Genomic DNA, 26,369 nt, shown 5'->3' on the forward strand with positions numbered 1-26,369 from the left:
TTCCGCGAGTGATCAACTCTGCACGAAAGCTTACGGCTCTGGCTGTTCTGGGTACGGTGCTCGGCAGTCTCGCCGGCTGTGGGAGCGGCAGTACGTCCTCCACCGACCACCCCTCGGCCGGAGGGCGTACCCCCGCTGCCGTCCATGCCCCCTCGGCATCGCCGTCCGTGGGCGCGACCCCCACCGCGACGAAGCAGCCGCCCACCCTCGCTCCGGCCCCGGGCGGGCTGACGCCGGTCTTCGCACACGGGGCACGGACGGGCGAGAAGGTGGTGGCGCTGACCTTCGACGCCGACATGACGGCCGACGAGGGCCCGCGCGCGGCTGCGGGCGAGCACTTCGACAACCCCGAACTGATCGCGCTGCTGCGCCGGTTGAAGGTGCCCGCGACGGTGTTCATGACGGGGCGGTGGGCCGATGAGTACCCGGCGCAGGCCCGGTCCATCGGCGCCGATCCGCTCTTCGAGGTCGCCAACCACTCGTACAGCCACTACGCCTTCACGTCCCCCTGCTACGGGCTGCCGACCGTGGCGAAGCGCGACATGCGCGGCGATGTGGAACGGGCCTTCGCCGCGTTCCGGAAGGCCGGTGTGCGCGATGTGGTGCCGTACTTCCGCTTCCCCGGCGGCTGCTACGACGACGCGGTGCGGCGCGCGCTCGCGCCCGAGAGGGTGACGGCGGTGCAGTGGGACGTGGTCAGCGGCGACGCGTTCGCGACGAACGCGGACGCGGTGGCGCAGCAGGTGCTGGACGGGGTGCGTCCCGGCTCCCTGGTCGTCATGCACTGCACCCGCAGCGCGGCACCGGTCACGGACCAGGCGGTGGGCCGGGTGGTCCCGGAGCTGCGCAGGCGCGGGTACCGCTTCGTGAAGGTCTCCGACCTGATGCGCGGCTGACCGGGCGGAGTCAGCCCGAGCACGCCGTGCGCTGGGCCTCCTGCCATTCGCAGACCGGGCAGAGCGTGCTGCCCTTGACCGACTCGGGGTACTCGGTCGGTTTCCGGCACAGGACGCACTCGGCGTACGGAGGTCCCGCGGCGGGCTCCGCCCCGGCGGGTGCGGGGGCGACGGCGGGCGTCCCACGGTATGACTCGTCCTGGCGCTCGTCCATGCGTACGAGCCTACTCAGCCGCGCAACGAGCTGAGTCCGCAGGTGAACGCGACCGCCGCAGCCGCGAGGGCGGTGGCCGCGAGCAGCGGCAGGACCGGCAGGTGCACCGTGCCGGTCCGCGAGCCGGTGACCAGCCCCGTCACGGCGTGATGCGCGGGCGAACCGCTGGTCACCAGGGCCAGCGGTGCGGCAAGCACCCATGGACCGCCCAGGCCGTACCGGCGGCCGACCCCACTCGGTCTCAGTTTGCCGATGCCTTCTCCTGCTTGAGCTCGCTGGGCCGTACGATCACGAAGCCCTCACCGTCCAGCCGCAGTTGGACGGCCTCTCCCGACCCACCGCGCATCATCGAGCCGAAGCTCTGCGAGCGGTGCAGCGACGTGGTCAGACTGGCGCTCCATCCGACCACCGCGTGGTGAGGACGTCGCCCTGTTCCATCTCCACGATGAAACAGTTCGCGGCCTCGTGCGCGAACCATGCCTCGCCCTGGCCACGGACCGCCATCAGCGCCAGCCCCTCGCCGGTGACGGCGCGCTTGAGCAGCCCGCCGATGCCCTGCCCCTTGCGCTCGAACTGCAGATCGCCACGGAACGCGATCATCGATCCCTGGCGGGCGTGCATCTCGCCGTTGACGGCGTACTTGATGGATTTGGCGTTCTGCAGGGTCATCCCGGGAGCTGTTGCCTGCTGCGCCAGGTTCTCGCTGGAAAAGAGATCGCTCTTCATGCGCTGCATCCTCACCCGGAGCGATTCATTCCGACAAGAAGCGTTTCTTCGGCGGCTGGCAGACTGGACCGGGTGAGCGACAACGACACCCCCGTACTCCCGTCCGAATCCCCGGCCACGCCTCGGCCTCAGTCCCGCACCACTGCGGCGGACAGCCCGTTCAGGTCCGAGCGGACGAGCCGCGACGAGGCCCCGCAGTACGTCCTGCCGCTGGTCGTGCACATCGAGAAGACGGCTCCCCCGGCGCGCGACGACGCGCTGCGGACCGCCGCCCGCGCGGTGCTCGTGATGCTCTGCGACGAGCGGTCGGCCGGCGAGGGCGAGTGGGCGCGGGCGATGCGGGACTGGCAGGACGCCCGGATCCGCAAGGTGGTGCGTCGGGCGCGCGGCGCGGAGTGGCGCAAGGCGTCCGCGCTGCCCGGCCTCACGGTGACGGGCGAGAGCGCCGAGGTCCGGGTCTTCCCGCCGGTGCCCCTCGACGGCTGGCCGAAGGAGCTGGCGAAGCTCCAGGTGTCGGGGACGGATCTGGACGACCCCGAACCACCGGCCGCGCCCGACCCCGCGGGCCCGGTGCTCTGGCTCAATCCGGGGCTGGAGATGTCGGCCGGCAAGGCGATGGCACAGGCCGGGCACGGTGCGCAGCTCGCCTGGTGGGAGCTGTCGGAGACGGAACGCAAGGCGTGGCGCGAGGCGGGCTTCCCGCTGTCCGTCGCCACCCCGGAGGCGGGCCGCTGGCGGGAGCTCACGGTGAGCGGGCTCCCGGTCGTGCGGGACGCCGGTTTCACCGAGATCGCGCCCGGGTCGTGCACGGTGGTCGCCGACCATCCCGCGCTGCGGGGCTGAGCGGGGGCAGTGCGGGGCCGGTCATCCGCCTCGCGCGCCTCCACCGGGCCGCCGCCCCGCTCTCCCCGGACCCGGAACCTCAAATGAACCTCTGAACGTCCCCCTGTTCGGATTGGCCACTGCTCGCCGGGGCCATCAGCCCTGCACGGAGTGGCGGAGGGGGACGGCATGAAGCTGGGAATCGGTATCGGCTGGCGGCCGGAGATCGCGGACGCGGTCGAGGCACTGCCGGGGATCGACTGGGTGGAGACGGTCGCGGAGAACATCTGCACCGGCCATCTGCCCGACTCGCTGGTACGGCTCAGGGAGCGCGGTGTCACCGTCGTCCCGCACGGCGTCGCGCTGGGCCTCGGCGGGGCCGAGCGCCCCGACGCCGGCCGGCTCGCGGATCTCGCGGCCCGCGCCGAGCTGCTGGGCACTCCGCTGGTCACCGAGCACATCGCGTTCGTACGGGCCGGGGGGCCGCGTACCGCTTCACCGGGGCTGGAAGCGGGCCATCTGCTCCCCGTCCCCCGGACCTGGGACGCGCTGGACGTGCTGTGCGAGAACGTACGGATCGCACAGGACTCGCTGCCGGTACCGCTGGCGCTGGAGAACATCGCGGCGCTGATCTCCTGGCCCGACGAGGAGCTGACGGAGGGGCAGTTCCTGGCGGAGCTGGTCGAGCGCACCGGCGTCCGGCTCTTGATCGATGTCGCCAATCTGCACACCAACCACGTCAACCGCGGGGAGGACCCGGCCACCGCGCTCGACGAGCTGCCGGTGGAGGCCATCGCGTACGTGCATGTGGCGGGAGGCGTCGAGAAGGACGGCGTCTGGCACGACACCCACGCCCACGCGGTCACCCGGCCCGTCCTCGACGTCCTCGCCGAACTCCGCTCCCGGGTCGACCCGCCCGGCGTGCTGCTGGAGCGGGACGACGACTTCCCGCCCGCCGCGGAACTGGCGCACGAACTCACCACGATCCGCGCCACGCTGGACCGGGCGGCCGCTCCGGGGGTCCGTCGTCCGGACGAGCCCGGCGTGATCCGGACGACAGGATCTGGGGTCGCCGCGCCGACGCGCACGGACGGATCCACGTGTGCCGGTGCGTCCGCGCAGGCCGGGAAGTCCGTATCGCGGGACGTCCCGGCCCCGGGTCCGTCCGCGCCCGCCGCGGAGGAGGCCCTCCTCAGCACCCCGGACCCCACCGCTGGACGGGTCGCTTCCCGGCCCGCCCCGGGCGCCGAGGGGACCGCGTATCCCGACTCGGTGCGCGACCGGGTCGCGGTCGCCCAGACCGCTCTGCTCTCCGCCCTCGTCGCGGGCACCCCCGCCCCGCAGGGCTTCGACCACCACCGTCTCGGGATCCAGAGCCGTGCCCTGGCGGCCAAGCGGGCCGGGGTCGTCGCCAAGGTGGCCCCCGAACTGCCGGAGATCCTGGGCGCCGGCTACCGGGACGCCTTCCTCGCCTACGCCAGGACCCGTCCCATGTCCGCCGGATACCGGCGCGACGCACTGGACTTCGCCGAGGGACTGCTGATCGCCGGCCGGCCCGCCGACGACGCGGCACGCCGCCGGCTGACGCACTGGTGGCAGGACCGCGCCGGCGCGCGACCGCCGCGCCGCACCACCCGGCTGGTACGAGCGGCCCGCGCGGCCCTGGTCGGAAGGTGACCGGGAGATGACCGACACGAACACGCTCGCACTGCTGGTGGACCTCGCCATAGCGGTCTCCTCCGTCCTCCTGGTCGTGGGACTCGCCCGCGCCCGACGGGGGTCCGGCGGCTCCGGCGGCTCCGTCCACGATCTCCTCGAAGTCGCCTTCCTGAACGGGGGGCCGGGCAGGGTCGTGGACACCACGCTCACCGCGATGCACACGGACGGACGACTCACCATCGGCGGCCCCGGCATCGTCGCCCTCCAGCGGGTGGACGCCCGTGACCCGGTCGAGCGCGCGGTGCGACAGACACATGCCACGGCTCCGAGCGGCGCCCTGCACACCCTGCGCGACGCGGTGATGCGGCACCCCGCGGTGCAGGAGATCGGCGACGGCCTCGCGGCCCGCGGTCTGCTGGCTTCGCCCACGACGACCCGCGTGTGGCGCCGCTGGGGCGTCGTGCAGGGACTGGTCTGTCTGCTGGCCATCCCCGTCACCGCCGTGGTGACGGCCATGCAGTACATGGCCGACGACTCGTCCGAGGTGGACTTCTCCGTACCCTTCATCTTCAAGGTCCTCCCGGCCCTGATCATCGGCTTCCCGATCGGCTTCCTCTGCGCGGGCGTCTCCCGGGGGCGCGTCACCAAGCCGGGGCGGCGGGCGGCCGAGGCGTACCGCGCCACCCACGCGTACAACCCGCAGCCGGCCCACCTGGTGGCCACGCTCGGACTGCGCGCCCTCCCCGACCCCGTACTGCGACCGCAGTTGGTCGCGGCGGCCGGGATGCGCCCGGCCGGACGACCCCTGCTCGCGGGCCCGGGTTCGGGCTCGCACGCGTCGTCGGACTCCTCGAACCTGTTCGTCGCACCGGCGGTGTGGTGCGCCGGTACCGGCCCCGGCCACGGCAGTTGCGGGAGCTCCAGCGGCGGAGGTGGCGGCGGGTGCGGTTCGGGGTCGAGCTGCGGCTCGGGGTCCAGTTGCGGCTCGGGGTCCAGTTGCGGCTCGGGGTCCGGCTGCGGCGGATCGAGCGGCTCCAGTTGTTCCAGCAGCAGCGGTTCCAGCTGCGGCGGCAGTTCCAGTTGCGGCAGCAGTTCCTGAAGGCCCGCGGTGTCCCGCGCCTTCACCCGCGGCGCCACGCCGTCCGCATGATGAACCGGCCATGGCGCTGCGCCGCCCGCCCCGCGTAGAAAGCCGCCATGCTCTGGATTCTGCTTCTGCTGGTCGCATGGGGTGCGGCGGCGATCTCGTGTGTCCGGCTCTGTCTCGTCTCCGTGCGCACGGGGCTGCTGCCGGACACGTTCTCGGATGCCGTGCGAACGGGGGCGGACGGTCATGAACTGACCCTGTACGAGACCGCGTTCCTGGCCGGTGGCCCGCATCGGGTGGTGGACCTGGCGCTGGTCACCATGCATCTGCGGCGTCGCCTGCTGCTCGCCCACACCGGCTGGGCGACGGTCGTCGACCCCGAGGGCCGGGACGAGATGGAACGCACGGTGATCCGCGCGATAGGGCCCCTGGGCCAGTCCCCCGTCCCGCCGATACGGAAGGCCGTCGCCGCCACCGACACCGTGCGTGTCCTGGCCGACCGGCTCGCCGCCGCGGGGCTGGCCGTCCCCGGCGGCGTCGGGACCGATGTCGCGGCCGCGGTCCGCGCGGTGCGGGGAGCGGCATTGCTGGTGGTCTCGATGGGCGCCGCCGCGCTGTTGATACCCGGTCAGGAGGAGCGCCCCGGCGGCCCGGTGGTGTCCATGCTCGTCTGGTTCGGGCTGCCGCTCGCGCTGACCCTGGGCTGTCTGGCCATCGCCCGGATGGAGGTCCATCCGTACAGCTCCTGGGCCTCGCCCGCCGGCCGGCGGTTACTCGCCGCGAACGAGACCTCGGTGTCGGACGCGGACCACGACGTCCTGGCGACGATGGCCGTACGGGGCGTCCGCGCCGTGCGCGATCCGGCACTGCGTGCCGCGCTCGGCCACCGGCGTCACTCCATCTGATCGCCCCCGGCCGTCCGGCCTCTGCCCGGCCCTTGTTCGCGCCCGGACCGTGCGCAGGAGCAGCCGCCTTCGCGCTGTGCCTCAGCGGGCATCGGCGCTCGACGGCCGCTGTGGGTTCCGGGGTCGCCGCAGGCCGGTGCCTGCGGCGAACCCGGAGCCGAACCCGGTGTCGCTGGAACGACGGGCAGCGCGGAACGCGCCGGCGCCCGCCGTCTGATCTTCCGGGCCGGGGTGGTCGAAGCCCGCTCGCTACGCGAGCCCGGCCACCAGGTCTGCGACCGACTTCCTGCGCCCCGTGTAGAACGGAACCTCCTCGCGGACGTGCATCCGCGCCTCGGAGGCCCGCAGGTGGCGCATCAGGTCGACGATGCGGTACAGCTCGTCGGCCTCGAAGGCGAGGATCCACTCGTAGTCGCCGAGCGAGAAGGAGGCGACGGTGTTGGCCCGGACGTCGGGGTAGCCGCGGGCCATCTTGCCGTGGTCCGCGAGCATGCGACGGCGGTCCTCGTCGGGCAGCAGGTACCAGTCGTAGGAGCGCACGAAGGGGTAGACGCTGATGTAGTTGCGCGGCGTCTCGTCGGCCAGGAACGCCGGGACGTGCGACTTGTTGAACTCGGCGGGACGGTGCAGCGCCATGTTCGACCAGACCGGCTCCAGCGCCAGGCCCAGCTTGGTGCGCCGGAAGAGGTTGTACGCCTCCTGCAGCTCGTCCGCGGTCTCGGCGTGCCACCAGATCATGACGTCGGCGTCGGCACGCAGACCGGAGACGTCGTAGGTGCCTCGGACGGTGATGTCCTTCGCGGCGAGCTGGTCGAACAGCTCCTGGACCTCGTCGGCGTAACCGGCACGGTCCACGGGCAGGACGTCGCGGAGCTTGAAGACGGACCACAGCGTGTAGCGGATGACCTCGTTGAGGTCCTTGGCCTTCTTACCGGCGTTGGGGATCTTCTCGGGCGCACTCATACGGCTATTGTCCCGCCTCGCTCCGAGTGCCCTGAACCAGGGTCGGCGTGGCGATGATCTCTTCCCCGGAACCGCCCGAGATGTCGCGGACGATCTCGTCGGCGGCGCGGTGGGCGCTGGCGATGCACGCCGGGATGCCGACGCCGTCGTAGACCGCTCCGCAGACCCGCAGCGCGGGCAGCTTGGCGACCTCGTCGCGGATCCGGGCGACCCGGGAGAGGTGGCCCACGGGGTACTGGGGCAGTCCGCCTATCCACCGGGTGACCTCGGTGTCCACCGGCTTCGCGGTCAGTCCGGTCGCCGTCGCGAGATCGCGCAGCGACACGTCGACCAGTTCGCCGTCCTCGCGGTGCAGGTGGTCCTCCTCGCCGTACCGGCCGACGGAGGTGCGCAGGACGAACAGGTCGGGGGCGCTGTCGGCGACCCAGTTCCACTTGTGCGTGGAGAAGGTGGAGGCCTTGATGGTGCGACCGTCCACCGGGGGCACGAGGAAACCGGAGCGCCCGTCGAGTGCGTCGGTGGCGGCCACGTCGGAGCGGCGGAACGCCATGGTGACCAGTGCCATCGACGCGTACTCGACTCCGGCGAGCTCGGCGGAGGCGACCGGGGACTCGGCGGCGAGCAGGGTGGAGGCGGACCAGGCGGGCGCGGCCAGCACGATGCCGTCGGCGGTGATCACCCGGGCGTCCGTGCGGACGTCCCAGCCGTCGGCGGTACGGGTCAGGCCGAGGACGGGGGTGGCGGTCAGGATCTCCCCGCCCGCCGCGCGCACGGCGTCGGCGACCGCGTACGGCAGGGTACCGATGCCGCCGTCGATGCCCTGGAACACCGGCCCGGTCTGCTGCCGTGCGGCGGCCCGCTCCTGGACGCGCCGGACACCGTCGAGCAGTGAACCGCCCTCCCGTGCCACCTCGAAGAGCTGGGGTACGGCGGCGCGCATCGAGATCCGGTAGGCGTCGCCCGCGTACACCCCGCCGAGCAGCGGCTCCACGAGCCGGTCGACGACCTCGCGGCCCAGCCGGTCGGCGACGTACGCGCCGACCGCGACATCGTCGCCGACGGGGGTCGGGGTGAGGTCGCGCTCCTGCGCGATGCGGGCGAGGCCCTCCGGGGAGAGCACCGCGCCGAGCGCCGCCGGGTCGCTCGGTACGCCCATCACATGGCCCTTGGGCATGGGCCGCAGGGCGTCGCGCGTCCAGACCGACGCGGTGGCGGTGGCGGGTGGCTGGAGGCGGTCGCCGAGCCCGACGGCGCGTGCCAGGGCGACCGCTTCCGGGCGCCGGGCGAGCATCGACTCGGCACCCAGGTCGACCCGGGTCCCCGCGATCTCACCGGTCATGAGCTTGCCGCCGAGCCGGTCGGTGGCCTCCAGGAGGGTGACCCGCAGCCCGGCCCCGAGGAGCCGGTGAGCGGCGGCGAGACCGGCGATTCCGCCGCCGATGACGACGACATGACCCGTACCTGTGTCCGCGCGGTTGTGTGAACGCTGCATGCCCCCACTCTCTCAAACCTCATCCGAGTCCTGAACGTGACCGCTTCGAAACCGGTATCGGGCAACCCGCACCCCGGCCCCGGACGTCGAACCGGCACCATCAACCACCTGTCCCGGGAGAGCAGTTATGCAGACAGACCGGCATTCCGGCCGTTCACCCGTCCGTCGTTCACGCACGGTCCTGGCCGCCGGACTCCTGGCCGGCCTCCTCGCGCTGAGCGGCTGCAGCGCCGTCGGCGGTGCGAGCGATTCGGGTTCCGGCGACAGCAAGAAGGCCTTCTCCGCGGGCGAGCGGGGCGCCGCGGACGGGAAGGCGGCGCAGGGCCCTCAGGAGGCGGGCGGTTCGCCGGCGGAGCGGAAGAAGCCCGATGCCCTGCCCGTCGGCACCCATGTCATCCGTACCGCCTCGCTCTCGGTGGAGGTGAGGAGCGTGCCGAAGGCCGCGGCGGCCGCCCGCGCGGTCGCGGAGAGTGCGGGTGGTCTGGTGGCGAGCGAGGAGACCGAGCGGGTCGACGACACGCGTGAGATGTCACATATCGTGCTGCGCGTTCCGCAGGGTGGGTACGATGCGGCGCTGCGGGATCTCGCGGGTGCCGGGAAGCTGCTCTCGCGCACGTCGTCCGCGAAGGACGTCACCGACCAGGTGGTCGACGTGGAGAGCCGGATCGCCACCCAGCGGGCGAGCGTGGCACGGGTGCGCAAGCTGATGGACCGGGCCGAGAAGCTCACCGATGTGGTCACGCTGGAAGGGGAACTGAGCAGCCGCCAGGCGTCCTTGGAGTCGCTGCTCGCCCAGCAGGCGTCGTTGAAGGACCGCACCACGCTGGCCACGATCACCCTCGACCTGTCCGAGCCGGAGACGGCGGCGAAGGGCGGTGACGACGACCCCGGCTTCCTGGACGCGCTCGGCGGCGGTTGGCACGCGTTCGTGACGATGCTGCGGTGGCTCGCGATGGCGATCGGTGCCGCGGCCCCGTTCCTGGCCGCGGTCGCCGTGCTCCTGCTGCTGTGGCGGCTGCTGCGGAACCGGTCGGCCGCACGCCGCGCGCCCCGTGCGGCCGAGCCTTCGGAGCCCTCGTCCGCACCCCCGGCGTCGTAGCGTGGTCCCTCCGGAGCCCTCGTCCGCACCCCCGGCGTCGTAGCGTGGTCCCTCCGGACGCCGGATCGGAGGGACCAGGTATGACTGCGGAGCGACTGGTGGTCATCGGTGGTGACGCGGCGGGCATGTCCGCCGCGTCCCAGGCCCGCAGGCTCAAGGGCCCCGACGAGCTGAGCATCGTCGTCTTCGAGCGCGGCCACTTCACCTCGTACTCCGCCTGCGGCATCCCGTACTGGGTCGGCGGCGATGTCGCGGAGCGGGACGCCCTCATCGCCCGTACCCCGCAGGAGCACCGGGCCCGCGACATCGACCTGCGGATGCGCACCGAGGTCACCGAGATCGATGTCGCCGGGCAGCGGGTGCGGGCCCTGGACCGGGAGACCGGTGAGACGTACTGGACGGCCTTCGACAAGCTGGTGATCGCGACCGGCGCCCGGCCGGTGCGTCCGGCGCTGCCCGGCATGGACGCGCCCGGGGTGCACGGAGTGCAGACGCTGGACGACGGGCAGGCGCTGCTGGAGTCGCTGGACCGGGCGCCGGGGCGCAGACGGGCGGTCGTCGTCGGAGCGGGCTACATCGGCGTCGAGATGGCGGAGGCGATGCTGAAACGCGGCTTCGAGGTGACCGTGCTCAACCGCGGCGAGCAGCCGATGGCGACGCTCGACCCCGACATGGGGCGGCTAGTCCACGAGGCGATGGACGGCCTGGGCATCACCACGGTCAACGGGGCCGAGGTCACCGCGATCCGCACCGGACCGGACGGCCGGGTCAGCGCGGTCGCCACCGGCGACGCCTCCTGCCCGGCGGACGTGGTGGTGCTCGGCATCGGTGTGGAGCCGGAGACGACACTGGCGCGCGCCGTCGGCCTCCCGCTGGGCCCGCACGGTGGTCTGCTCACCGATCTGTCGATGCGGGTGGTCGGGCACGACAACATCTGGGCGGGCGGCGACTGCGTCGAGGTGCTCGACCTGGTGGCGGGCCGCACCCGTCATATCGCGCTGGGCACCCATGCCAACAAGCACGGCCAGATCATCGGGGCCAATGTGGGCGGCGGGTACGGGACGTTCCCGGGCGTGGTGGGCACCGCGGTGAGCAAGGTGTGCGATCTGGAGATCGCCCGCACCGGGCTGCGCGAGAAGGACGCCCGCGCGGTCGGGCTGCGGTTCGTCACGGCGACGATCGAGTCGACGGGCCGGGCGGGCTACTACCCGGGGGCGCGGCCCATGACGGTGAAGATGCTCGCCGAGTACCGCACGGGACGGCTGCTCGGTGTGCAGATCGTGGGCCGGGAAGGGGCGGCCAAGCGCGTGGACATCGCGGCCGTGGCGCTCACGGCCGGGATGACGGTGGACCGGATGACCGCCCTGGATCTGGGCTATGCCCCGCCGTTCTCGCCGGTCTGGGACCCGATCCTGGTGGCGGCCCGCAAGGCGGTGACAGCGGTGCGGCGGGCGGGCACCGCCTGAGTCGCGGTGCCCGGTTCCCCCCGTCGCTCAGCGCGCGGTCCGCTCGTGCACGTACGCCACGAGCCGCGTCAGGGCGTCGGGGTCCATCGACGGCATCACGCCGTGGCCCAGGTTGAAGACGTGCCCCTCCAGGCCGGCGGCCGCGTCCAGCACCTCCTGGGCCTTCTCCTCCACCGTCGCCGTCGGCGCGAACAGCACGGCGGGGTCGAGGTTGCCCTGGAGCGCCTTGCCGGGGCCGACCCGGCGCGCGGCCTCGTCCAGCGGAACCCGCCAGTCGACGCCGACGACATCCGCGCCCGCCTCGCCCATGAGGCCGAGGAGTTCGCCGGTGCCGACACCGAAGTGGATGCGCGGGACCTCGTACGGGGCGACGGCCTCGAAGACCTTCGCCGAGGCGGGCAGCACCGAGCGCCGGTAGTCGGCGGGGGACAGCGCGCCCACCCAGGAGTCGAAGAGCTGGACGGCCGAGGCGCCTGCCTCGATCTGCACCTTGAGGAAGGTGCCGGTGATCTCGGCGAGCCGGTCGAGCAGATCGGCCCAGAGCAGCGGGTCGCCGTACATCAGGGCCTTGGTGTGCTCGTGGTTGCGGGACGGGCCGCCCTCCACGAGGTAGCTCGCGAGGGTGAAGGGCGCGCCCGCGAAGCCGATCAGGGGGGTGGAGCCCAGTTCCGCGGTGAGCAGGCCGATGGCCTCGGTGACGTAGCCGACGTCCTCGGGGGTGAGGTCGCGCAGTCGGGCCAGATCGGCGCGGGTGCGGATCGGGTCGGCGATGACCGGACCGACACCGGGCTTGATGTCGAGGTCGATACCGATGGCCTTGAGCGGTACGACGATGTCGCTGAAGTAGACCGCGGCGTCGACCTTGTGGCGGCGCACGGGCTGCATCGTGATCTCCGCGACGAGCTCCGGCATCATGCAGGAGTCGAGCATCGGGATGCCCTCGCGGACCTTGAGGTACTCCGGCAGCGAACGTCCGGCCTGGCGCATGAACCAGACCGGTGTGTGCGGCACCGGCTCGCGGCGGCACGCCTTCAGGAACGCCGACTCATGGGTGGTGGATGTCTTCGTCTGCTGGCCCATGGGGCGATCGTTGGCACTCACACCCAGAATCTTCGCACGAAGCCGTAAGCCGCCGGGCCCGCCAGGGTGTCTCTCCCTGCGCGAGGCTCCGGTTCCGCCTACTCTTCCCCGCATGGCTCCGGCTCAGGGACAGTTCTCCGATCAATCCGATGGCGCTGACAGCAAGGACAGCGCGGAGGGTGGTTCCGTCCCGCCCGCGTTCCGGTCAGCGGTGGACGCGCTGCACTCGGCGCGGCTCCGTCCCGAGCTGGAGGTGGAGTCGACACGGCCGCCCAAGCGGCTCGCTCCGTACGCGTACGCCCTGGAGGCCGCGGTCGTCGAGGGCGAGAACGATCTCGCGGACGGCCGTCTCGTGCTGCTCCATGACCCGGCCGGGCACGAGGCCTGGCAGGGGACCTTCCGCCTGGTGACTCTCGTGCGGGCCGAGCTGGAGCCGGAGATGGCTTCCGATCCGCTGTTGCCGGAGGTGTGCTGGTCGTGGCTGACCGGCGCGCTGGAGGCGCGCGGCCTGTCGTACGGGGAGGCCGGCGGCACGGTGACGCGGGCGGGGTCGCACTACTTCGGCGCGCTGGCCGCGAGACGCCCGGCGACGCAGATCGAGATCCGGGCGTCGTGGACACCGCGCGAGGGCCGCGGCGGGGTGCCGGACACGGCGGCGCATCTGATGGCATGGGGCGATCTGCTCTGCCAGATCGCCGGGCTGCCTCCGTCGGGCCCCGCCGACGCGGCGGTGGTGACGCTCCCCCAGCGGCGCGGCCCCCAGGTTTCCTGAAACCTCTCCCTCAAGCCGGTAACACTGCGTGACATAAAACGCGGCGCTACCGGCGTTTTTTCGTACAATCGATCGCGCGTCCGATTTGCCCTAATTGTTACTCAGCAAATCGTGATCTTCCCCTAAAGGAGGACGGGTCTGCTGCCGAAGAGGTCAATGACCCTTCAAGCACGGTTCGCCCCGGCTTCATCCCCGAGCCGGCCCGTCCCGCCACTCCCCAGGAGGCCTGGTGTCCGTTCTCCTAGAGCAGCCCGCAAGCCTGGTCGCCTACCGCCCGAACAAGCCGACGGCCATGGTCGTCGTGGCCGACCCGCGCGTCCGTTCCACCGTCACCCGCCATCTGTGGGCACTCGGAGTACGTGACGTCATCGAGGCGTCGTCCATCGCGGAGGCCCGTCCCCGCGTCGGCAATCCACGCGACATCTGCGTAGCCGACGTCCACCTGCCCGACGGTTCCGGGCTGACCCTGTTGTCCGAGACCCGAGCCGCCGGCTGGCCGAACGGCCTCGCCCTTTCCGCCGCCGATGACATCGGTGCCGTACGCAACGCCCTCGCGGGCGGCGTGAAGGGCTACGTCGTCACCGGCACCCGAACCAACATCGGCCACCCCACCCGTCCCGGCGTCGCCCCCATCGGCGCCAATGCCGCCCGTATGCACCGCCGGCCCCCCGGCACCCCGAGCCACCCGGGCGGCTATCGCGAACTGTCCGGCCGCGAGGTCGAAGTCCTCCGGCTGGTCGCCGAGGGCCAGTCCAACAAGGCCATCGGCGTCTCCATGGGCCTGTCCGCCCTGACCGTCAAGAGCCACCTCGCCCGAATCGCCCGCAAGCTCGGCACCGGAGACCGTGCCGGAATGGTCGCCGTCGCCCTGCGAACGGGCATCATCCACTGACCCCCGCCCCCAGGCAGGTCCGCGCGGCCTTGCGGACCGGCTGGTTTACATGCATCGGCGCCCGTCGACGGAACGTTCCGTCGACGGGCGCCGTGCTTACACCGATACCCTTGACACGTGACCGACGCCCAAGAGACCGCAGCAGACACTTCACTGCGAACCACCGGGGGCGCTCCCCCGGACGACGTCGCCCCGGCGCCGATCCCCTTGCTCGAACCGCGCGAGGGCATTCCCCCGGTGGTGGCCTCCGACGACGCCCTCGCCCGGGTGATCGCCGCCTTCGCCACGGGCTCCGGCCCGGTGGCCGTCGATGCCGAACGCGCCTCCGGCTACCGCTACGGCCAGCGCGCCTACCTCGTCCAGCTGCGCCGCGACGGCGCGGGCAGCGCGCTGATCGACCCGGTCGGCTGTCCCGACCTGTCGGGGCTCGGAGAGGCCCTGCGCGGCAGCGAGTGGATCCTGCACGCCGCCACCCAGGACCTGCCCTGTCTGCGCGAAATAGGGATGACCCCCACCGGACTCTTCGACACGGAGCTGGCCGGGCGCCTCGCCGGCTTCCCGCGGGTCGGCCTCGGGGCCATGGTCGAGAGCGTGCTCGGCTACTCCCTGGAGAAGGGCCACTCCGCCGTCGACTGGTCCACCCGCCCGCTGCCCGACCCGTGGCTGCGCTACGCGGCACTCGACGTCGAGCTGCTGATCGACCTGCGCAACGCCCTGGAGGACGAGCTCGACCGGCAGGGCAAGCTGGAGTGGGCGCGGGAGGAGTTCGACGCGATCGCCTCGGCACCGCCCGCTCCCCCGCGCAAGGACCCGTGGCGCCGCACCTCCGGCATGCACAAGGTCCGCCGCCGCCGCCAGATGGCGGTGGTACGGGAGCTGTGGACCGCCCGCGACGAGATCGCCCGGCGCCGGGACGTCTCCCCCGGCAAGGTCCTGGGCGATGCCGCGATCGTCGAGGCCGCACTCGCGCTCCCGCCGAACATCCATGCGCTGACCGCCCTGCCCGGGTTCGGCCACCGCATGGGACGCCGGCAGCTGGAGCAGTGGCAGGCCGCCGTCGACCGGGCCAAGGCGCTGCCGGACTCGGAACTCCCACAGCCCGGCCAGACCATCGCCGGTCCGCCGCCGCCCCGCGCCTGGGCCGACAAGGACCCGGCGGCCGCGGCCCGGCTCTCGGCCGCCCGCACCGCGGTGTCGGAGCTCGCCGAGCGGCTGCACATGCCGCAGGAGAACCTCATCACCCCGGACACGGTGCGCCGGGTCTGCTGGGAGCCGCCCAAGAATCCGACCCCCGACGCCGTCGAGACAGCGCTCACCGGATACGGGGCGCGGCGCTGGCAGATCGAACACGTGACCCCACTCCTGGTCCGCGCACTGATGTCGGCGGCCTGAAGACTCGCCGACGAGGGTCGTATTCACGCCAGGTTGCGCGACCTCCGGCCGCATCGCGTCCTTGATCGCCGGACGGGCTGTTCCTCCGCCCCGTCCGGCGATCGCTGTTGGTACCACCGGCGACCGGTCCCGCGGCCCGTCCCCGTGCCCTCGGCACTGGCCGGGCGCCTCCGGCCCGTCCGGCTTTTGGGGCGAAACGGCCGACGCACCCACCCCGTCCGCATGTGACCTTCGCCGCTCCCGTCGCAAGGGGTGGGCAGTGTGGTTACCCGCAAGTAGCATGAGGGAAGCGGCACGCCCCCGGGCGTGCCCCGCAGCAGTGCCATCCCGCACCCTGGAGGAGAGCCACCGTGCCTCGTACCATCCGGGACGTCGTCTTCGTCGACGGCGTCCGCACCCCGTTCGGCAAAGCGGGCCCGAAGGGCATCTACCACGAGACCCGCGCCGACGATCTCGTCGTGAAGGCCATCCGGGAGCTGCTGCGCCGCAACCCGGACCTGGACCCCGCACGGATCGACGAGGTCGCCATCGCCGCGACCACGCAGATCGGTGACCAGGGTCTGACGCTGGGCCGCACCGCCGGAATCCTGGCCGGTCTGCCGCAGTCCGTCCCCGGTTACTCCATCGACCGCATGTGTGCGGGCGCCCTGACCGCCGTCACCTCGACGGCCGGCTCCATCGCCTTCGGCGCGTACGACGTCGTCGTCGCCGGTGGTGTCGAGCACATGGGCCGCCACCCCATGGGCGAGGGCGTGGACCCGAACCCGCGCTTCGTGTCGGAGAAGCTGGTCGACGAGTCCGCCCTGTTCATGGGCATGACCGCGGAGAACCTGCACGACCGCTACCCGCGGATCACCAAGCTCCGCGCCGACGAGTACGCGGTCCGCTCGCAGGAGAAGGCCGCCAAGGCGTATGCCAACGGCAAGATCCAGCAGGACCTGGTGCCGATCTCCGTGCGCCGCACGAACGCCGAGGCCGGTGAGACCGGCTGGGGCCTGGTCACCGCCGACGAGCCGATGCGGCCGGGCACGACTCTGGAGTCCCTCGCGGGTCTGAAGACCCCGTTCCGCGCCCACGGCCGGGTCACCGCCGGTAACGCCGCGGGGCTCAACGACGGCGCCACCGCCTCGCTGCTCGCCGCCGAGGACGTCGCCCGCGAGCTGGGCCTCCCGGTCAAGATGCGCCTCGTCTCCTACGCCTTCGCGGGTGTCGAGCCGGAGGTCATGGGTTACGGCCCGATCCCGTCGACCGAGAAGGCCCTCGCCAAGGCCGGGCTGACCATCGACGACATCGGTCTGTTCGAGATCAACGAGGCGTTCGCCGTCCAGGTCCTCGCCTTCCTCGACCACTACGGCATCGCCGACGACGACGCGCGCGTCAACCAGTACGGCGGAGCCATCGCCTACGGTCACCCGCTGGCCTCCTCGGGTGTGCGTCTGATGACGCAGCTGGCCCGCCAGTTCGAGGAGCAGCCGGAGGTCCGCTACGGCCTGACCACCATGTGCGTCGGCTTCGGCATGGGCGCCACGGTCATCTGGGAGAACCCGAACTTCGACACGGCAGACGGAGGCAACAAGTGAGTTCCACCACTGAGCTTCTGAAGGGGGCGGCCGAGCTGTTCCCCGGCGAGGTCGTCACGCAGGCGCACGTACGCCACCTCGACCTGCCGGCCGGTGCGGGCCGCTTCGCCCTCATCACGCTGGACAACGGCCTGGACCACACCAAGCCGACCACCTTCGGACCGCAGTCGCTGGCGAACCTGAACGCCGCCGTCGACCAGGTCGAGAAGGAGGCGGCCGAGGGGGCGATCGTCGGTGCCGGCATCACCGGCAAGCCGTTCATCTTCGCGGTCGGCGCCGACCTCAAGGGCGTCGAGCTGCTGACGAGCCACGACGATGCGCTGGCCATCGGCAAGGGCGGCCACGACGTCTTCCGTCGCCTCTCCGGCCTCGCGGTCCCGACGTTCGCGTACTACAACGGCGCGGCGATGGGCGGCGGCGTCGAGGTCGGTCTGCACTGCACCTACCGCACCGTCTCCAAGGCACTGCCCGCGTTCTCGCTGCCCGAGGTCTTCCTCGGTCTGGTCCCCGGCTGGGGCGGCTGCGCACTGCTGCCGAACCTGATCGGCGCCGACCGCGCGGTCTCGGTGATCATCGAGAACTCGCTGAACCAGAACCGCCAGCTCAAAGGCAAGCAGGTCTTCGAGCTCGGGATCGCCGACGCCCTCTTCGAGGGTGCGGACTTCCTGGAGCGGTCGCTGATCTGGACCGCGAACGTGCTGAACGGCACGGTCACCGTGGAGCGCCCCGAGGTCGACCGCGGTGACGCGTGGGACCGGGCCGTCGCCCGCGGCAAGGCCATCGCCGACTCCAAGGTGCACGGCGCGGCCCCGGCCGCGTACCGCGCGCTGGAGATCATCGCCGCGGCGAAGAACGGCGACCTGGGCGCCGGCTTCGACGCCGAGGACCAGGCCCTCGCGGACCTGATCATGGGTGGCGAGCTGCGCTCGGGGATCTACTCCTTCAACCTGGTCCAGAAGCGCGCCAAGCACCCGGCCGGCGCTCCGGACAAGTCCCTGGCCCGCCCGGTCACCAAGGTCGGCGTCGTCGGTGCCGGCCTGATGGCCTCGCAGCTGGCGCTGCTGTTCCTGCGCCGTCTGGAGGTGCCGGTCGTGCTGACCGACATCGACCAGGAACGCGTCGACAAGGGTGTGGGCTATGTCCACGCCGAGATCGAGAAGCTGCTCGGCAAGGGCCGCATCAACCAGGACAAGGCCAACCGTCTCAAGGCCCTGGTCTCCGGTGTGCTGGACAAGGCGGAGGGCTTCTCCGACGCCGACTTCATCATCGAGGCCGTCTTCGAGGAGATCGGCGTCAAGCAGCAGGTGTTCGCGGAGGTCGAGGCGGTCGCGCCGGCGCACGCCATCCTCGCCACCAACACCTCGTCCCTCTCGGTCACCGAGATGGCGTCCAAGCTGCGGCACCCGGAGCGGGTCGTCGGCTTCCACTTCTTCAACCCGGTCGCGATCCTGCCGCTGCTGGAGATCGTCCGCGGCGAGCAGACCGACGACGCCTCGCTGGCCACGGCGTTCGGTGTGGCGCGGAAGCTGAAGAAGACCGCGGTGCTGGTGAAGGACGCCCCGGCGTTCGTCGTCAACCGCATCCTCACCCGCTTCATGGGCGAGATCCAGAACATCATCGACGAGGGCACCTCGGTCGAGGTCGCCGAGAAGGCCATCGAGCCGCTCGGTCTGCCGATGTCCCCACTGGTGCTGCTGGAGCTGGTCGGCCCGGCCATCGGTCTGCATGTCTCCGAGACCCTGAACCGCGCCTTCCCGGACCGGTTCACCGTCTCCGAGAACCTGGCGGCGGTCGTCAAGGCCGGCAAGCGCGGCTTCTACGTCTACGACTCCGGTAGGCCGGAGCTGGACCCGGAGGTGGCCGCGCTTCTCAAGCAGGGCGATGTCGTCCTGTCCGAGGAGCAGGTCCGCGACCGTGTCCTGGACGCGGTCGCGCAGGAGATCGGTCTGATGCTGGACGAGGGCGTCGTCGCCGAGGCCCAGGACATCGACCTCTGTCTGATCACCGGCGCGGGCTGGCCCTTCCATCTGGGCGGCATCACGCCGTACCTGGACCGTGAGGGCGTCTCGGAGCGGGTGAACGGAAGGAAGTTCCTGGCGCAGGGCGTGGCGAGCGTTCCGGCGTAACACCGCGAGCTCGACGACGGAGGGTACGGCCCAGAGGACGGGCCGTACCCTCCGTCCGTGTTGCCCGGGTCGTCCGGGCTCGACGAGGCGATGACAGAATGTCCGACCTCACCCCAGAGGTGGACGACGTTCCCTCCCCGAGCAGAGACGGCGGTCACGGTCAGGCATGGCGGGCACCAGCAGCCACATCAGTCGCAGAGCGCTACTCCTGGCGGGCGGTGGGACCGCGGTGGCGGCGGCCGGCGTCCTGCTGGGCGGATCCCTGGGTGACGGTGCGGGCGACGACGTGCCGCCCGCCGGATCCGTCGGACTGTTCGACATCGGCACGGCGTCGAAGCTGCTGCCGCCGAGCCCGCTGCACCATGTCTCGGGCCCGCAGTCGATCTCGTACGGCAGTGCGGCCGGCGAGATGTACGCGCTGCAGGTCGTACCGGCCTCCGTCCGGCTTCCCGACGAGAAGCGGCCCCTCGGCGGCCGGGCCCGGCGGCTGGCGGGTGACATGTGCGTGACGGCGCTCTCCCCCTCGGGGGAGGAGACCGGACACATGCACTTGCGGGGGTTCGGTCACGGGATCTCGTTCGGGGTGGAGTCCTCGGGCGGGAACATGTTGCTGTGGGTGGAGTCCGACGTGGACACCCGGACGGGGTACGGGCGTGCCGTCGCCCGGGTTCCGTTCCACGACGGTGCGGTGCTCGACAGCGCGTCGCCCCGGATACGGCACCATCGCCCGCTGCCCGGCAGCCGCAAGGTCCATCCGACCCTGGATGCGACAGGCCGCCGCGTCCTGGTCAGCCACTGGATCGGCCGGACCCATCATTGCGCGGTCTACCGCGTGGAGGACTTCCTCGCGGGACGGTACGCGCCACTGCACCGTGTGGCGGACATCGCGCTGCGGAACGGCGAAACGTTCCAGGGCTGCGCCCTGTACGGGGATCACATCTACCAGCTGACCGGGAAGCCCTATACGGACTCGGCGGGCGACAATCCGCCCTCTTCCGGGGGCAACACCTATGTTTCGGCGATCGACGTACGCAGCGGGCGGGCGGCGGGGCGCCGCAAGGTGACCGTCGCACCGGGGCTGGACTTCCGTGAACCGGAGGGGATCGCCGTACGGCCGGGTCCGGAGCCCCGGCTCTGCGTGGGCTTCTCGGTCAAGACTCCGGGGCGCCGGAAGCTGACGGTCTACGCGTGTCAGCCCTGACCGCGAACCCTGACCGCGAACCCTGATCGACGAACACGGTCACCGAACACGCGAGCGAATGTAACGAAGATCACAAAACACTGCGTTCGTTCATAACTGTTCGGTATCCAGACGTCGAATGTTCGACTTTTTAGCCTATGAAAGTTCACCAAAAGCATCACGGGTGTCTAAGGTTCGGTCGGATGCTTCACAAGTTCCTTACGCACCGTCCGCACCCATGTTCGACCGCGGCTCGGCCCCCACTGTGACGTGCGGCAGTCCCTGTCCGCGCTGGCAACGCAGCCATGCGCCGCACCCAGGCACAGATGGAGGATTCGGCCGCTCATGGGCAAAGCACGACGTCAGGCCGCGTTGGGTTTCCTGATCACCGCGGCCCTGGTGCTCAGCTTCGTCGCCATGCTGGCGGCGGTGGTGATGGCCTCCTTGCCCGTCTTCGCCTACGCCGTGGCGGTCAGCTACGCGGCCGACCTGCTCCTGCACACCTCCGAGTCCTCGACCCTCGACCGGCTCCGGGACTCGCGCTTCGGCCTCACCATCCGGTTCCTGATCCGGCAGTTCCTGCTGCTGGCGCTCTGCGGCTCCATCAACAACCTCGACTCGTTCGTCGTCCAGATGACGTCCGTGGGACTGCTGCTGCTCTTCGTCCTGCAGCTCGCCTACGGCGCCCTGCTCAAGCGGGTCAAGTCCGAACGCGCCGCGCTGCCCTTCACCACGCGCGGACTCGACCTGGACGCGCTGGGGATCCGGCGGCTGCCGCACCCGTTCCTGATGAGCAAGCACGTGCGCAAGATGCTGCACCTGGACATCCCGCTGGTCGGCGGCGCGATCGGCACGATCGCCACCGACCGGTGGGAGTACGTGACGTACGGCGGGATCGCCTCGGTCTGGTTCGCCTTCGTCGCCTTCCTGGTCCTGGTGCCCGGGGCTCGGAACGCGCTCGTCCTGCCCACCGCCGACGACGCCATCGACGAGCTGAACTGGCAGCTGCGGCAGTACCGGCCGCAGGTCGCGCTCTACTTCACCTTCGCCGCCGTATCCAGGGACTTCATGTACCAGGTGAACATGTGGCTGGAGTCACTGGAGTCACTGGGTCTGCGTCCCATCATCGTGCTGCGCGAACGGGCCACCCTGAGGTTCCTGGACGCCACCTCCGTACCGGTCGTCTGTGTCCCGAAGGCCGAGTACCTGGCCCGCGTGGAGATGCCCGAACTGCGGGTGACGCTCTACCCGGGCAACGCCGGCAAGAACGTGCACATGCTCCAGCGGCACGAGGTCAAGCACGTCTTCATCGGCCACGGCGACAGCGACAAGCTCGCCAGCAGCAACCGCGTCAGCAAGGTCTTCGACGAGATCTGGGTGGCCGGACGGGCCGGACGGGACCGCTACGAGCGCATCAAGCACGCGGTCACCGCCCGCCAGATCGTCGAGGTCGGCCGGCCCCAGCTGATGCCGCTGCACCGCTGGACCGGCTCCGTCGGCCAGGAGACCCCGACCGTCATCTACGCCCCCACCTGGGAGGGCTGGACCGACGACGCCTGCTACACCTCGGTCATCCCGGCAGGCGAGCACCTCATCCGGACCCTGCTCACGCACGAGCGGCAGCTGCGGATCATCTACAAGCCGCACCCGCTGACCGGCACCCGCTCCCCCGCCGCCGCGGCCGCGCACCGGCGCATCATCGCGCTGCTGCAGGACGACAACGCCCGCCGGTTCGGCCGGAAGATCCTGGACTCGAAGACCGCGGCCCGCCGGCTGGCCCGTATCGACAAGCGGCTCGCCGCACTCCAGGAGCGTGGCGTCCGCTCGAAATACCCGGACCTGACCGAGGAGGAGCGGACCACCCGGATCCGCAAGTTCCGCGACCAGGCGGGCACCCTCTACTGGGACTCGCTGCCCACCGACGCGCACCACGTCGTGACGGACAGGGTGCCCACGCTGTACGACTGCTTCAACCACTCGGACCTGCTGATCGGCGACATGTCGAGCGTGGTCTCGGACTTCGTGGCCACCCGGAAGCCGTACGCCATCTTCAACCTGGAGGGGCTGCCGGACGCGGAGTTCCGCAACGAGCAGCGCACGGCGTACGCCTCGTACCTGCTCGACTCCGAGTGCAACGGCCTGGAGACGGCGCTCACCGCGATGTTCTCCCGGGACCAGGACGTCATGGCCCCCTACCGGGAACAGCTCAAGGACTATCTGCTCGGGCCGGACAATCCGCCGTCGACCGTGCGCTTCGCCGACGCCGCGAACGATCTCTATCTGCGCGGCCTGCGGGATTTCCCCATCGAGTACCCGGAGCAGCCGGGATTCCCTGAGCCTCAGCCGCACCAGCCGGTCTGATCCCGGCCGCCGCACGCTCGTCACCTCGCCCCGCCCACAGGAAGCAGCAGACCTTGATCATCAGCGCCTCCCGTCGCCGTACCGTCGCCGTCGTCCTCGCCGGTGGCACCGGGCAGCGCATCGGGCTCGCCACCCCGAAGCAGCTGCTGAAGATCGCCGGGAAGTCGATGCTCGAACACACCCTGCACATCTTCGAGAACGCCCCGGACATCGACGAGGTGCTGGTCCTGATGACGCCGGACCATGTCGCCGATGCCGAGAAGATCGTCGCGAAGGCCGGTCTGCGCAAGGTGTCCCGGGTGCTCGCGGGCGGCAGCACCCGGAGCGGAACCACGCACATCGCGATCGAGGCGGTGGCCGCCGGGCTCGGCGGTGACGAGGACTGCGACCTGCTGTTCCACGACGCGGTGCGTCCGCTGCTGTCGCCACGCGTGGTCGAGGAGTGCGTACGGGCGCTGGAGCGCCACCGGGCCGTCGATGTGGCCATCCCCTCGTCCGACACCGTCATCGTGACCCGGACGCACGGCGACGACGGCGAGTTCATCACCGAGGTACCCGACCGCGGGCGGCTCCGCCGCGGCCAGACGCCCCAGGGCTTCCGGCTCTCCACGATCCGCCGGGCGTACGAACTCGCGGCGGCCGACCCGCTGTTCCGGGCCACCGACGACTGCTCGGTCGTCGTGAAGTACCTGCCCGACGTACCCGTTCACGTGGTCATGGGCGACGAGCACAACGTGAAGGTCACCCAGCCCGTCGACGTCTTCATCGCCGACAAGCTGTTCCAGCTGGCCTCGACGACCGCTCCGGCGCACGGCTCCGAGGCGTTCTACCGGGAGCGGCTGGCCGGGCGGACCTTCCTGGTGTTCGGTGACTCGTCCGGGCTCGGCGGCGACATCGCGCGCCTGGCCGAGGAGTACGGAGCCCGGGTGTACGCCCTCGGCCACTCCGCCACCGGCACCCACGCGGAGAACCCCGAGGAGGTGGAAGCGGCCTTCGCCGGGGCGTACGCGGAGACCGGCCGGATCGACCACGTCGTCAGCACCGCGGGGGTGCTCCCGATCGGCCGACTCGACGAGACCGGCGGCGACACGATCCGCGAGGCGCTCCGGGTCGGCTACCTCGCCCCGGTGAACATCGCGCGCACCGCGTACAAGTACCTCGCCGAGACCGCGGGACAGCTGCTGCTCTTCACCTCCGGCAGCTACACCCGCGGGCGCGCCGAGTACAGCCTCCATTCCTCGGTCAAGGCGGCGATGGTGAACCTCACCCAGGCGCTGGCGGAGGAGTGGACCGAGGACGGCATCCGGGTCAACTGCATGAATCCGGAGCGGACCGTGACGCCGGCGCGGACCGGGGCGTTCGGGCAGGAGCCCACCGGCTCGCTGCCCGCCTCGCGGGAGGTCGCGCGCAGCTCACTCGACGTCCTGCTCTCCGGCATGACCGGCCAGGTGATCGACGTGCGCCGGCCGGGCCCCGCCCCGGTGCCCGGCTCGGCGTTCGAGAACGCCCTGTCGCAGGTGCTCGACGACTCCGGGAGCCGGCCCGTCCGAACCTCCGTCCCGGAGGCCGGCGCCCACGGAACGCGGAGCTGAAGCCGCCACGGCCACGGATCCAGGAGGACCCGCGTGAAGATCGCTTTTCTGATGTACAGCGCCTACGGGCAGGCTGGTACGTCCGTCGCCACCCAGACGCTCGCCCATGCGCTCGCGGCCCGGCAGCACGAGGTCGAGCTGGTGAGCGTGTTCCGGTATCACGACGTTCCGCCGCTCCGCTTCGGGCCGGGCGTCACCCTGCGCACGCTCGTGGACACCCGCAGCGGCTCACCGGACCTGGAGAACCCACTGCACGCGACGGCGTCCCAGCACTGCACGGGTTTCAAGGCCGACGACAAGAACCGTTACAGCCGACTGATGGACGAACGGGCCGCCGCCTATCTCCAGAGCTGCGACGCCGATGTCGTCATCGCCACCGCCCCCAACACGGTGTCCCTGCTGACCGCTCTGGGGACCGGGCAGTACATCACGCTGGGTCAGGCGCACACGCACTACCACCACCGGACCGCGGCCTCGCAGAAGATGCTGGACGCCGCGATTCCGCGGCTGGACGGGTTCGTCACCGTGACGGCGAGGGACGCCCAGACGCACCGGGACGCGTACGGCGCGGTCGGGACGGCGTTCCAGGCCATTCCCAACGCCGTCCCCGGCACCTTCCTGCGGGCCGACGTGCATGGCTCGCGCATCGTCACGGCGTCGGGACGACTGGTCGACTGGAAGCGGTTCGACCTGCTCGTGAACGCCTTCGCGCAGCTCGGCGGGAAGCACCCGGACTGGACCCTGCGGATCTACGGGAGCGGCGACGAGAAGGCGAAACTGCGCAAGCTCATCGACGATCTCGGGGCGAACGAGCGCATCCTCCTCATGGGGCACACGAGACAGCTGCGTGAGGAGCTGGCCAAGGCGGCGCTGCACACCTCGACCTCGACGGACGAGACGTTCGGCCTGACCATCGTGGAGGCCATGAGCTGCGGTGTGCCGGTACTCAGCACGGCCGGTCCGCACGGCCCGTCCGAGATCATCTCCGACGGGGTGGACGGCGCGCTCTCGCCCGTGGGCGATGTGGACGCGTTCGCCGAGCACCTGGACCGGCTGCTGAGCGACGCCGAACTGCGCGTACGGCTGGGATCGAACGCGGTGGAGAAGTCCCGGCACTACAGCAACGAGTCGCAGGCGCAGGCGTACGAGTCGTACCTCTCGCGTCTGCTCACGGCGCGCGCCTACCGGCCCGAGGCGCTGTGCCGGGCCACCCCCGCGGGGGACCTGGAGTTCGCGGTCGATCCGGCGCGGGCGCCGGGCAGCCGGTTCACCGTGCTGTGCGTCAACGCGGCGGACGGGCGGCAGGCGTTGCTGGCCGCGCAGGCCGAGCAGACGGCCGACGGGCGCCTCTACGCCTGCGTACCGGCACAGCTGCGGCTGGCCTCCGGAACGTGGAACGTGCTGCTGCGCCGCGAGGACGACGGTGTCATGCGCCGGGTGAAGGTCGACGAACTCCAGCAGTCGGCGAATGCGCTGATCTCCTCCCCGGCCCAGGCCGGCCCGGTGCGGTTCCGCACGTTCAGTCGTTCCGAGGACGGGGGCTTCCTCCAGATCGTCTCGCGCGAGTTCCCCGCTCATGCGGAGGTGCTGTCGGTGGAGACGAACGGCTCGCATCTCAGCGTCCGGTGCTACGTTCTGGGGGTCCCCCCGGTGCCTGGCGGTCCGCAGGTCGACCTCGCCGGTCACGGCGCGCAGGTGATCGCGCAGAGCCGGAAGAACGCGGACTCCTACATCACCGTCCCGTGCGCGTTCTCGGACGGCGGGGCCGTCTTCACCCTCGATCTCCACCAGTACGCGGACCGGATGATCGACATCGACACCATCTGGGACCTGTCGCTCGGCATTCCGGGGAATCTGACGGTGACGGGCGAGGCGCACCGGCTACGGCTGGGGCGGTTCGGCGACGAGATCACGCAGCGCAAGCACATCCACGTCTATCCGAAGCGGACCGTCACCACCGCGGAGGGCCGCTCGGTGACCTTCAACCCGTACTACACGGACGGCAATTACCTGTCGCTCGGGCTGAAGTCCGCCTCCTGAGCCATGAACCCGCCCGCAGAGGTGA

At 71.3% G+C, this 26,369-nt stretch carries 21 protein-coding genes and 1 pseudogene; 16 read left to right on the top strand and 6 right to left on the bottom strand.

The genetic code is table 11. The features are described from left to right. Positions 1-8 precede the first annotated feature (8 nt). Entirely contained in the window at positions 9-896 is an 888-nt protein-coding gene (locus ACZ68L_RS11745; RefSeq protein ID WP_469576260.1) for a polysaccharide deacetylase family protein, read from the top strand. 10 nt (positions 897-906) lie between these two features. On the opposite strand, the gene ACZ68L_RS11750 is transcribed toward ACZ68L_RS11745, so the two are convergent. From ACZ68L_RS11750 to ACZ68L_RS11760, 3 genes and pseudogenes are all read right to left on the bottom strand, one after another. Then, positions 907-1,110: a hypothetical protein gene (locus ACZ68L_RS11750; protein WP_469576262.1), complete on the bottom strand. Its 204-nt coding sequence runs from the start codon at positions 1,108-1,110 to the stop codon at positions 907-909. 14 nt (positions 1,111-1,124) lie between these two features. Continuing rightward, the gene (locus ACZ68L_RS11755; protein WP_469576264.1) at positions 1,125-1,307 is read right to left on the bottom strand and encodes a hypothetical protein; all 183 of its coding nucleotides are present in this window, start codon (positions 1,305-1,307) and stop codon (positions 1,125-1,127) included. A gap of 44 nt (positions 1,308-1,351) precedes the next feature. Beyond that, positions 1,352-1,836 (bottom strand): annotated as a pseudogene (locus tag ACZ68L_RS11760) (AIM24 family protein). 72 nt (positions 1,837-1,908) lie between these two features. Between ACZ68L_RS11760 and ACZ68L_RS11765 the strand changes: the two are divergent. From ACZ68L_RS11765 to ACZ68L_RS11780, 4 genes are all read left to right on the top strand, one after another. Next, entirely contained in the window at positions 1,909-2,679 is a 771-nt protein-coding gene (locus ACZ68L_RS11765; RefSeq protein WP_469576265.1) for a peptidyl-tRNA hydrolase, read from the top strand. A gap of 168 nt (positions 2,680-2,847) precedes the next feature. Beyond that, positions 2,848-4,335 (top strand): MbnB/TglH/ChrH family RiPP precursor modification enzyme, encoded by a 1,488-nt coding sequence (locus tag ACZ68L_RS11770; protein WP_469576267.1) that lies wholly within the window; start codon positions 2,848-2,850, stop codon positions 4,333-4,335. A 7-nt stretch (positions 4,336-4,342) separates the two neighbouring features. After that, on the top strand, positions 4,343-5,416 hold the full coding sequence (locus ACZ68L_RS11775; protein WP_469576269.1) for a TIGR04222 domain-containing membrane protein: 1,074 nt from the start codon (positions 4,343-4,345) through the stop codon (positions 5,414-5,416). Between the two features lie 98 nt (positions 5,417-5,514). Then, positions 5,515-6,309 (top strand): TIGR04222 domain-containing membrane protein, encoded by a 795-nt coding sequence (locus ACZ68L_RS11780; protein WP_469576271.1) that lies wholly within the window; start codon positions 5,515-5,517, stop codon positions 6,307-6,309. A gap of 249 nt (positions 6,310-6,558) precedes the next feature. Here ACZ68L_RS11780 and hemQ read toward each other — a convergent pair whose 3' ends face one another. Further along, positions 6,559-7,272: a hydrogen peroxide-dependent heme synthase gene (hemQ, locus tag ACZ68L_RS11785; protein ID WP_469576272.1), complete on the bottom strand. Its 714-nt coding sequence runs from the start codon at positions 7,270-7,272 to the stop codon at positions 6,559-6,561. Between the two features lie 4 nt (positions 7,273-7,276). Further along, positions 7,277-8,764, bottom strand: coding sequence for a protoporphyrinogen oxidase (gene hemG, locus ACZ68L_RS11790; protein WP_469576273.1), 1,488 nt, complete (start codon positions 8,762-8,764; stop codon positions 7,277-7,279). Between the two features lie 127 nt (positions 8,765-8,891). Between hemG and ACZ68L_RS11795 the strand changes: the two genes are divergently transcribed. Together ACZ68L_RS11795 and ACZ68L_RS11800 are read left to right on the top strand one after the other, a co-directional pair. Continuing rightward, positions 8,892-9,863 carry a DUF4349 domain-containing protein gene (locus ACZ68L_RS11795; RefSeq protein WP_469576275.1) on the top strand — a complete coding sequence of 324 codons (972 nt, stop codon included), beginning with the start codon at positions 8,892-8,894 and terminating at the stop codon, positions 9,861-9,863. Positions 9,864-9,943: 80 nt separating this feature from the next. Next, on the top strand, positions 9,944-11,329 hold the full coding sequence (locus ACZ68L_RS11800; protein WP_469576276.1) for an FAD-dependent oxidoreductase: 1,386 nt from the start codon (positions 9,944-9,946) through the stop codon (positions 11,327-11,329). A gap of 27 nt (positions 11,330-11,356) precedes the next feature. Here the strand turns inward: ACZ68L_RS11800 and hemE are convergent, their stop codons facing one another. After that, positions 11,357-12,430, bottom strand: a complete 1,074-nt coding sequence (gene hemE / locus ACZ68L_RS11805; protein ID WP_469576278.1) for a uroporphyrinogen decarboxylase — start codon at positions 12,428-12,430, stop codon at positions 11,357-11,359. A gap of 91 nt (positions 12,431-12,521) precedes the next feature. Here hemE and ACZ68L_RS11810 point away from each other — a divergent pair, with 91 nt between their 5' ends. The 9 genes from ACZ68L_RS11810 to ACZ68L_RS11850 all read left to right on the top strand — a co-directional run bounded on the left by ACZ68L_RS11810 (position 12,522) and on the right by ACZ68L_RS11850 (position 26,344). Beyond that, positions 12,522-13,181, top strand: coding sequence for a DUF3000 domain-containing protein (locus ACZ68L_RS11810; protein WP_469576279.1), 660 nt, complete (start codon positions 12,522-12,524; stop codon positions 13,179-13,181). 229 nt (positions 13,182-13,410) lie between these two features. After that, on the top strand, positions 13,411-14,073 hold the full coding sequence (locus ACZ68L_RS11815) for a helix-turn-helix transcriptional regulator (protein WP_024488613.1): 663 nt from the start codon (positions 13,411-13,413) through the stop codon (positions 14,071-14,073). Between the two features lie 117 nt (positions 14,074-14,190). Continuing rightward, on the top strand, positions 14,191-15,465 hold the full coding sequence (locus ACZ68L_RS11820; protein WP_469576280.1) for a ribonuclease D: 1,275 nt from the start codon (positions 14,191-14,193) through the stop codon (positions 15,463-15,465). A gap of 350 nt (positions 15,466-15,815) precedes the next feature. Next, a complete protein-coding gene (locus ACZ68L_RS11825; RefSeq protein WP_469576281.1) occupies positions 15,816-17,045 on the top strand; it encodes a thiolase family protein in 1,230 nt (409 codons plus the stop codon). Further along, the gene (locus ACZ68L_RS11830; RefSeq protein WP_469576283.1) at positions 17,042-19,171 is read left to right on the top strand and encodes a 3-hydroxyacyl-CoA dehydrogenase NAD-binding domain-containing protein; all 2,130 of its coding nucleotides are present in this window, start codon (positions 17,042-17,044) and stop codon (positions 19,169-19,171) included. Before ACZ68L_RS11825 ends, ACZ68L_RS11830 begins: the two co-directional genes overlap by 4 nt. A gap of 166 nt (positions 19,172-19,337) precedes the next feature. Next, positions 19,338-20,372 carry a phage baseplate protein gene (locus ACZ68L_RS11835; RefSeq protein WP_469576285.1) on the top strand — a complete coding sequence of 345 codons (1,035 nt, stop codon included), beginning with the start codon at positions 19,338-19,340 and terminating at the stop codon, positions 20,370-20,372. A gap of 324 nt (positions 20,373-20,696) precedes the next feature. After that, the gene (locus ACZ68L_RS11840; RefSeq protein ID WP_469576286.1) at positions 20,697-22,712 is read left to right on the top strand and encodes a hypothetical protein; all 2,016 of its coding nucleotides are present in this window, start codon (positions 20,697-20,699) and stop codon (positions 22,710-22,712) included. A gap of 56 nt (positions 22,713-22,768) precedes the next feature. Continuing rightward, the gene (locus tag ACZ68L_RS11845; RefSeq protein ID WP_469576424.1) at positions 22,769-24,304 is read left to right on the top strand and encodes an SDR family oxidoreductase; all 1,536 of its coding nucleotides are present in this window, start codon (positions 22,769-22,771) and stop codon (positions 24,302-24,304) included. Positions 24,305-24,337: 33 nt separating this feature from the next. After that, the gene (locus ACZ68L_RS11850) at positions 24,338-26,344 is read left to right on the top strand and encodes a glycosyltransferase (protein ID WP_469576287.1); all 2,007 of its coding nucleotides are present in this window, start codon (positions 24,338-24,340) and stop codon (positions 26,342-26,344) included. Positions 26,345-26,369: the final 25 nt, after the last annotated feature.

Source organism: Streptomyces sp. NPDC104309, from assembly GCF_055584025.1.

Bases quoted from the DNA above. Each gene is read 5' to 3' on its own strand.
- ACZ68L_RS11750 (WP_469576262.1), bottom strand. From the start codon at position 1,110: ATGGACGAGCGCCAGGACGAGTCATACCGTGGGACGCCCGCCGTCGCC.
- ACZ68L_RS11770 (WP_469576267.1), top strand. From the start codon at position 2,848: ATGAAGCTGGGAATCGGTATCGGCTGGCGGCCGGAGATCGCGGACGCG.
- ACZ68L_RS11775 (WP_469576269.1), top strand. From the start codon at position 4,343: ATGACCGACACGAACACGCTCGCACTGCTGGTGGACCTCGCCATAGCG.
- ACZ68L_RS11780 (WP_469576271.1), top strand. From the start codon at position 5,515: ATGCTCTGGATTCTGCTTCTGCTGGTCGCATGGGGTGCGGCGGCGATC.
- hemQ (WP_469576272.1), bottom strand. From the start codon at position 7,272: ATGAGTGCGCCCGAGAAGATCCCCAACGCCGGTAAGAAGGCCAAGGAC.
- hemG (WP_469576273.1), bottom strand. From the start codon at position 8,764: ATGCAGCGTTCACACAACCGCGCGGACACAGGTACGGGTCATGTCGTC.
- ACZ68L_RS11795 (WP_469576275.1), top strand. From the start codon at position 8,892: ATGCAGACAGACCGGCATTCCGGCCGTTCACCCGTCCGTCGTTCACGC.
- ACZ68L_RS11800 (WP_469576276.1), top strand. From the start codon at position 9,944: ATGACTGCGGAGCGACTGGTGGTCATCGGTGGTGACGCGGCGGGCATG.
- ACZ68L_RS11810 (WP_469576279.1), top strand. From the start codon at position 12,522: ATGGCTCCGGCTCAGGGACAGTTCTCCGATCAATCCGATGGCGCTGAC.
- ACZ68L_RS11835 (WP_469576285.1), top strand. From the start codon at position 19,338: ATGGCGGGCACCAGCAGCCACATCAGTCGCAGAGCGCTACTCCTGGCG.
- ACZ68L_RS11840 (WP_469576286.1), top strand. From the start codon at position 20,697: ATGGGCAAAGCACGACGTCAGGCCGCGTTGGGTTTCCTGATCACCGCG.